The sequence below is a fragment of the Bartonella sp. AD328YNZD genome, assembly GCF_042196425.1.
On sequence record NZ_JBHIQG010000099.1, the window covers coordinates 1 to 7,441 of the forward strand.

Here is a 7,441-nt window from a genome sequence, read left to right on the forward strand (position 1 = left end):
AGCGGAAGAATGGGACATGCTCCTTTAAACGCATTGTTGAAGAAAGCATATGAAGATATTACAAAAATTTCAAAGCGCATGGATGCTTTAGAAAAAAAATTAAATGCTCTAGATTTTACCAGTGTCGAACAGAAAAAAAATGAGAAAGAAGAGAAGCAAGACAGTATTAATAGTGTTGTGAGTGGTGGAATAACGACATCAAACAGTTTTGTGAGCGCACCAGAAATTCAAACAGAATCATCGTCCGCTGGAGACATATTTTTTTCTTCAATATACGAGGCACCAAAAATAGACTACAGCTCTTTTATTTCAAAATTTACAGCACATAAGCCGCTAGAATTACACAGTAGTGTTGCTCAAAACATCAGTGTTGAGCATTCTAGAGAGATTTCTTCTTTGTTAGAAAAGAGTGATCATAACAATATGTATGGGTTGAAGCTGTAGATCAGATAAACCTGATTTATATCTTCGGTGGGGACTGGAATTGCACTCTGTTTGAGATGTTAAAAAAGGGGTAAAAATTGATAGAGAAGCGTTGTTGCAGGATAAGTTGATCATGCGTTGTTGGGGAGAGTAGGGCGCATATTGAAATCTAAGGGTAAGTTTTTAAAGCCTACAGAGAAAGGAGCTGTGCCCAAACAAAAACGCATGGCAAAAGAAGCTTTAAAAAAATAAAAAATCTTGCAATACTTTGAAAAAGCTTTTGGATAGAGCATTCGATGATTTTAAATCTATAAAAAATTGCCATTTTCACGCTTTTTTTAAAGAGAAACAGAGCAGTTCATCGCAATTTTAATTTGTTAAAAATCCCATAAAAAGAAAATATTAATTGCCAAAAGGACAAAAGCAGAAAAATGCCTATAAGAAAATTATGCGTATCGTTGTGTCTTTTCTTATAAACGAAGAGAAATGCTATACTGTTTAAGAAGACTTGAAGGCTAAAGTTTCACTTGTTTTCTTGTCAGACAAGATTGTATAAGCGGTTGTTTGTCTTATCCTGCTTATGCTGTAAATACTGTCCTTTCAGGTGTGATGATATAAGGCAAGCTCTTTGTAAGAGCCTCCATGATACAAAAAGTGTTTTTTTAAGGGCGTGGAAAATATTTAAGGCAGGCTTATTTGTTGAGCTTTAAGTTTAAGTCAATCACATGTGAGAAAGCCAAATGGACCCCGCTGCAATCTGGGCTGTTGATAGATCAGATTGGGTGAAGAATCTTCATGTTTTTAAGTGGTGGATGCAAGTCAAGAAAAACCAGCTTTTACAAGTGTAAAAAAGCGGATCTTATTATAATTATGGACTTAAATCATGTGTGTTTTTTCATGGATTATATTGAGATAAAGCTACAAAGTATTTTGATTTATTTGATACGTTTTTATTTTAGAAAGTGCATTGTTGTAAACAACTCTCCTCAATACGAATGTATCATTATTTATACTCTTTTTGGATATTTTTATAAATATAATTAAAAAGCTTGCAATACTATACGCTTTGTGTATAATTATTTATTATTGATTTCTTTTGTATTTTATTTAGTTATATCTCTATTCATAAGCCGCGCCTTTAAATGGTGCGGCTTTTTTTACTTTCTAATAACAGGGGCGCTATATATTTGTTATTGAGATGGCTTTGGATATTTTTCTCATTATTGTATTTTGTGATTTCATTTTGCAGTGAAATCTTAAATTCTTATGTGTTTTATCCCAATAGGGAAGATTCAAATAAAAATGCAGGCGTCTGGTTTCGGTTTCTTTGCTTTGGTTGGGGGGGGGGACGTTGAATAGTTAAAGAATCTTTGTGACTGTTTGACGGAGCGTGATATGGGGTGGAGCATAAAATGGTGGCGTATTTGAAGGGCCATTATTATACATGTCAGCATGGTCAAAAATGCAAATGTGTCTTTAACAGTGTTTGTTGATCTCGATTAGAAAGTCCATTCTTTTCTTTGTTTGGAGTTTTACATCTATAATCTCTTATCGTTTTAGCGACTGCTTTTTGAGGGTGGGTAATAAAAGGCGTGTTATATATGAAGTGTTTGTGTGATGAATAATGGTAAACCCATTGAGCACTCCCATCTTTACGATTATGCAGAGGCAAGCCGGCACCATCATTGTATTTTCTCGCTCCCAATATTACGACAGCCTTGGTTCGTGAGACGATTCATAAGAAGCATATGCCTTTCTTATACAGTTTTTAATCCACATGCCAGCTCCGCTTGTAACTTGTAAGCGACATGGTTTTGATTGTTTCAACAAAAAACAAACTTCGGATGAGAGAATCCTATGGTGTTCGGGTTTTTCATTCAACGTGCAAAACAATAAAGACTCTTTATAAATCAATATGATGTGTCTTAACAAAGACGAATTATTTATAGAATCGCATGGATGAAGAATCTTCGTCTTTAAAAGTGGTGAGAGAAAATCATCAACCCTATTTTTTCATAAAGGGCATGAGAAAAGTGTTTCATAAGAATTATACGGTAAAAAAGAGAGTCTTTTGACATAAGAGTCTTGATCGTTTGCGGCTATAACCTGTATTGTGTACACAGATACTTCTATCGTTTTTTGCTGTAAAAGCTTCTCTTGGGATATTAAAGGGTACAATCTTTATGGAAAAAAGAATCCGGGCAAGACAAAAGGCTTATTTCAAAAGATTATATCGCAAGATTGCTTTTGTTTGCATGATACTTTTTTGTATAGTGATTTTGTGTTTTGCTGTTGCAAAGGCGGTCAGTTATTTTTCTTCTCATCAAAAAATAACACAACAAGCGCCTGTTGAATTGGCTATTCCTGTCTTTGATCTGCGTGTGTATTGCAAGGAAATTTCTGCTTCCGTTATGCCCGAGATGAAAAAAGAAGTTTATCAGCACTGCCTTAATTTAGAAAGTGAGGCCTATTTTGCTATTCGTGAAATGTGGGATAAGCTTTCTGATACTGCAAAAAAACAATGTTTGACGAGGATCCGTCCTGGGGATGGAAATTATTTTCTCTTACGAGACTGTTTTCTTGATGAAAGAGAAAATAAAACAGGCAAAAGGCGTAATTACTTTTAAGTTTTTATACGGAAAGTTAAAAGGAAGCGAATTTTGATAAAAAGATAAAAGCCTCTTAAATGACTATCTGCCTCAAGACCAATAGTAGCTTGATTTATTTATCTTGTTATATCGCACTTCTTATTTAAGGTATGGCGATATAAGATATGGATGGCCTCCTTGAAATGTTTAAGGGGGCGTGGTGGAGTTTCTGGAGGGGTTGTTGCGCTTTTTTAAGGGAAATAACGAGTGTGGGAAACCCATTTCGTAATGGCTTTGGTGAATGGTATAATGGTAAAACCCTCATGAAATGTATAAAATTTATAAAGCAAGTTCATCTTTATGGTTTAAAAAAGAGTAAGCTGGTACCATATCACACTTTGCTCCGCTTCCAATGGTGCCTCTCGACAGCCCCTTAGCCTTAGAGACGGTTCATAAGAGGTACTTTTAGTCTTTTTTTTCGTTTTTACTCCACGCAGGTTTTCCTACGTGTAACATGCAAGAAAAAGAGATTGATTCAATAGCAAACAGATTGAGGATGAAAAATCCTACGGTATTAAGTTTTCTTACTCAACACAAAAATATGAATTATCATTACAAATCAATTCAGTGTATGAATTTTATAAGTATTTTCATTGTTGACAGACCCGTGTGATTTGAGAATCCTCGTTCTTTGAGGGTGTAAGTCAATAGACATGACAAAAATGAGTAAAAAAACATTTTTTTATAAACATTCAAGGCTTCTTCATGCGTAAAGCGCTGTGTTGGGTTTTAAAATGTGCTTGTTTTATAATTCCAGTTTTCTTTATCAGAAAAGATAAGTAAGGAAATACGTTAGGCCATTCTTATTGATAGGCTTTGAGGAGGGTATTTTTTTGAGAAGAAGCTGATTTTTAAAAAAGTGTGACATATTGGTTGTTTTTTTCATAATTTGATATTTTTTTGTATTTAAATATTTTGTTTTTAAGCTCAATTTGTTATAAATAAAAACTGTGATTAACTTAAAAACTCTATGGGTTAAAATAAAAATTGATAGTATCGTTGGCTTTTTTGGGAAAGAAGATTGATCTCTTGGTGATTATAGGGCTTGAATAATACTTCGTATTAATCTATCTATAAAAATTAAGAGGTTTTGTGAAGCGATCGTGGATTATCGCTCGCAAGGGGTTGCTTTAGCGATGAAGAGAGGCTATATTTATAAAATAAAGAGGTTCGCGCAGTGACTCGTTGGGATGGAAGTGCTTGTGAGTTAAATGCACGAGGGGGTAGAGAATATCGGCGTTTTTAGGAGCGGTGGTTTTAGAGCAAAAAAGGAAGCTTCTACTATTCTCTGGCAGGAATTTTTTCTTTGTCAGGTGTGTTATATGTGTGTTTTCCTTTTTGTTTTCCACAAGATAATTATTTTTTTTAGTGAAATATGGTTTATTTTAAAAAAAACACTTGGCATTTTACGTGAACATCATTAGGTTTCTGCTGTTTGACAGAGAAAAAGGGAATTTTTGATTTACGATTTCCCTGCTGTTTTGTGATTTTCAAGAAAATATATGCTTTTATCAATATCAGTAGGGTTCGTTTGAGTGAAATAAACGCGGATAGCTTGATAAGCGTATGTTAAACGTGATCAGCATTATCAAAAGATAATGCAATGAGGAAGAGTCAATTAAGACACACATAAGACAAACACTCCAAAAAGGGATAAAGATGAGGCCACAACAAAATAGACGGGTACGCGGTCGCAATAATAACAATAATGGTAATAACAATAATAATCGTCGCGGTCCTAATCCGTTGTCTCGCAATTATGAAAGTAGCGGTCCGGATGTTAAAATTCGCGGGAATGCTCAGCAAATCGCCGATAAATACATAAGCCTTGCGCGTGATGCACAAGGTGCAGGTGATCGTGTTATGTCGGAAAATTATTTACAACATGCCGAGCACTATTTGCGTATTATTTTAGCAGCAGCTGGGCAAATGTCTCAATCGCCTCGGCGTGATGAAAATCGTGGTGATGAAAACGAAAATCGTGATGAAAACAATGGACAAGAATGCGGTGAAATAAATCTTGACGGTGAAAAAAATGATACTGTTGAGGGTGATACAGATGTATTACAAATGTCGTCGCAAAAAAATGGCGATGGCCAAAATGATAAAATGCAAAATGGAGATGCGCGTGAAAACGCTTTAGAGGCTCTATCGGATGAAAAAACAGATCAAGAGCACTGTCTCTCTGAGAAAAATGTTGAACCCATCAAAAAAACACGTCGTTCTCCCCGTCGACGTACTGTACGCACTCAAGATGAAGCACCTTTTGAGCTTTCACTCACAACAGCAGAAAGCTCTAGCAATGGAGATGCATCAAAAGTGACAAAAGAGGCTTCTTCCTTGCCTGAATTAGGTGAAGGGATACAGAGAAAGACGCGCCGTCGCCGAGTGGTCAATCTTGAGGCAGAGGAAAATGTTTAAACCTGAAGGGTGCTGTGTAAGCGCGCTTGGGTGGTGATGTTATTGGTATCATGATAATAAATTATAATATGCTCAAGAAGCTTCTTGCGCTTTCCTTCAGTTTTCACGGGGCTGTATCAGGAACTTAACGAAGGCTGTTGACAGAAAAGATTGCCTCTTTGCTGAGATTTAAGTGAGGGGATACAGAGAAAACCACATTCGTGTATTTTAAGAGGCAGTTCTTTTATGAAGAACGCAATGTCGTTGTTTTATTTAATTCACACCTATATTTAATATTGTTCAATATATTCATGCCCATTGCGCGCTGGTGTTTATGAATTCTATCATGTGAAATCCATCGGTTATCTTTGCTTAATAAAAGATGTAAGCTGGGCGTTATTGCTTTAATTTTCAATGTTGCAACAGTTCTTCTTTTGATACCGGATTATCTATAAGAGGTATTTTATTCATCAATTTCCTTGCTAGGGTATGTGAGGAAATGATTTTGATGAGCTTCATCATAAATAGATTTGAGATGAGAGAATCTTACAGTATTTGAGGTTCTCATTTGACATGCAAAATAAATCATCACTATAAATTAATATGTTGAATTTTTACACTCAAGAAGAAGCATTTCTTGCACGTTCATTAGCTTTTCATCAAATGAAGTCCGTTTTCTTAAAAATGGGAATGCGTTGACAGAAAGGTTTCTTCTTTTCCAAAATTCAAGTGAGGGGATACAATAAAAAATGCGCCGTCGCCGTATGGTGGAAATTTAAGACTTATCACATTGATTTATAATAACAATTCATTTTTTTGTATGTTAGGTGAGAGCCCCTAAATCCCTAGGATTCTCTCATTCCAAATTTGTCCCATGGTTGAATCAACAAAAACCATTCGCCTGCACGTTGCAAGCGGGGAGAGCCCGTATGGATAAATTTGTATAAGAAGGAATAAAAATGGCTCTTATGAACTCTCTCTAGCGCCAAGGATTGTCGGCAACACCTACGCGCTGGAAAAGCGTGTGATAATGCCCGGCTCGCAGAAAATGTTTAAACCTTCAGAATGCTATGTCAGCGCTTATTGAGGTTGGCTTGCTTAATGAGGCGTTATTGTCGATATTCTTTCTGTTGTTTCAACAGAAAGAATGGAGACAAGTGCACCGGTATAATAATTGTAAATCATAAATTTTGTTTGTCCATCAGGGGTTAAAATTTTCAGTACAATATTGTTCTCTGAGAGGCTTTGCGACAAAATCTGTGTTTTTTCCGGTAAGGAGAGCGTATGATGGGTAGCTTGTGGATTTTTGCTGAGAGAGGAAGATCGCTCTGTTTGTTTTGACGCTGATCCCGTTGCGATAACTTTATAAACAATTAAAAATAGTACGGTCAGAATAAGGAAGAGCGTTATTAAAACGGAAATAATCATTAATCCCATAAGTTTTTTTCTCACCCGTTCTACAGCAGGATCTAAGGGGAGATCTTGAGGCAGAGTACTTTGCTCTGTGTGATGGTCTTTTGAAGGGTGCATTCGCTTATTATCTATCATGTCTTCCATTGATTATTTTTTTGAGATCTGATGGGTTTATGCTTTTAAAGTTTTTTGTGCAAGAGGTTTGTGGAAGAAGAACGCAAAAGAGGAAGCGATGTTGGTAAAATATCTTGTTTGTGGACTGTAGACAGCTTGTCTTTTACGTTTTGGCTTTTAAGAAGAAAATTTCCACGGTTTGTTACAGACCAGATCAAGTTTACTTCTTGTTGATGTAAACTGGGTTGTACGTTTATACATTGAGCAAAAATTTGTTGTCCATAAAGTGCAAACTTTTTTGTGGACGGTATCATGGCTTGTTCACAAGCTTGAGCTGTTGGGTAAGTTTTAACCATTGTATTGTTCGAATAGCAACTGTTAAAATCATCCGTACATGAAACCAATAAGAGGATAAAAACAAGGGGATTCATAAATTATTTTCC

At 35.8% G+C, this 7,441-nt stretch carries 5 protein-coding genes; 3 read left to right on the forward strand and 2 right to left on the reverse strand.

Annotation, left to right across the window (positions count from 1 at the left end; translation table 11 throughout):
* From ACFIO3_RS06150 to ACFIO3_RS06160, 3 genes are all read left to right on the forward strand, one after another.
* Positions 1 to 444: hypothetical protein (locus tag ACFIO3_RS06150; protein ID WP_375704203.1), on the forward strand; the 444-nt coding region annotated here is incomplete at its 5' end.
* 2,162 nt (positions 445 to 2,606) lie between these two features.
* Entirely contained in the window at positions 2,607 to 3,050 is a 444-nt protein-coding gene (locus tag ACFIO3_RS06155) for a hypothetical protein (protein WP_375607018.1), read from the forward strand.
* 1,680 nt (positions 3,051 to 4,730) lie between these two features.
* The gene (locus tag ACFIO3_RS06160; protein WP_375610681.1) at positions 4,731 to 5,492 is read left to right on the forward strand and encodes a DUF4167 domain-containing protein; all 762 of its coding nucleotides are present in this window, start codon (positions 4,731 to 4,733) and stop codon (positions 5,490 to 5,492) included.
* A 1,077-nt stretch (positions 5,493 to 6,569) separates the two neighbouring features.
* Here ACFIO3_RS06160 and ACFIO3_RS06165 read toward each other — a convergent pair.
* Positions 6,570 to 7,019: a hypothetical protein gene (locus tag ACFIO3_RS06165; RefSeq protein WP_375695492.1), complete on the reverse strand. Its 450-nt coding sequence runs from the start codon at positions 7,017 to 7,019 to the stop codon at positions 6,570 to 6,572.
* A 44-nt stretch (positions 7,020 to 7,063) separates the two neighbouring features.
* Positions 7,064 to 7,429, reverse strand: a complete 366-nt coding sequence (locus ACFIO3_RS06170) for a hypothetical protein (protein WP_375607015.1) — start codon at positions 7,427 to 7,429, stop codon at positions 7,064 to 7,066.
* Positions 7,430 to 7,441: the final 12 nt, after the last annotated feature.

What these genes read in the sequence shown, in the direction of transcription:
- ACFIO3_RS06165 (WP_375695492.1), bottom strand. Translation starts at nt 7,019, where the DNA reads ATGATAGATAATAAGCGAATGCACCCTTCAAAAGACCATCACACAGAG.
- ACFIO3_RS06155 (WP_375607018.1), top strand. Translation starts at nt 2,607, where the DNA reads ATGGAAAAAAGAATCCGGGCAAGACAAAAGGCTTATTTCAAAAGATTA.
- ACFIO3_RS06160 (WP_375610681.1), top strand. Translation starts at nt 4,731, where the DNA reads ATGAGGCCACAACAAAATAGACGGGTACGCGGTCGCAATAATAACAAT.
- ACFIO3_RS06170 (WP_375607015.1), bottom strand. Translation starts at nt 7,429, where the DNA reads ATGAATCCCCTTGTTTTTATCCTCTTATTGGTTTCATGTACGGATGAT.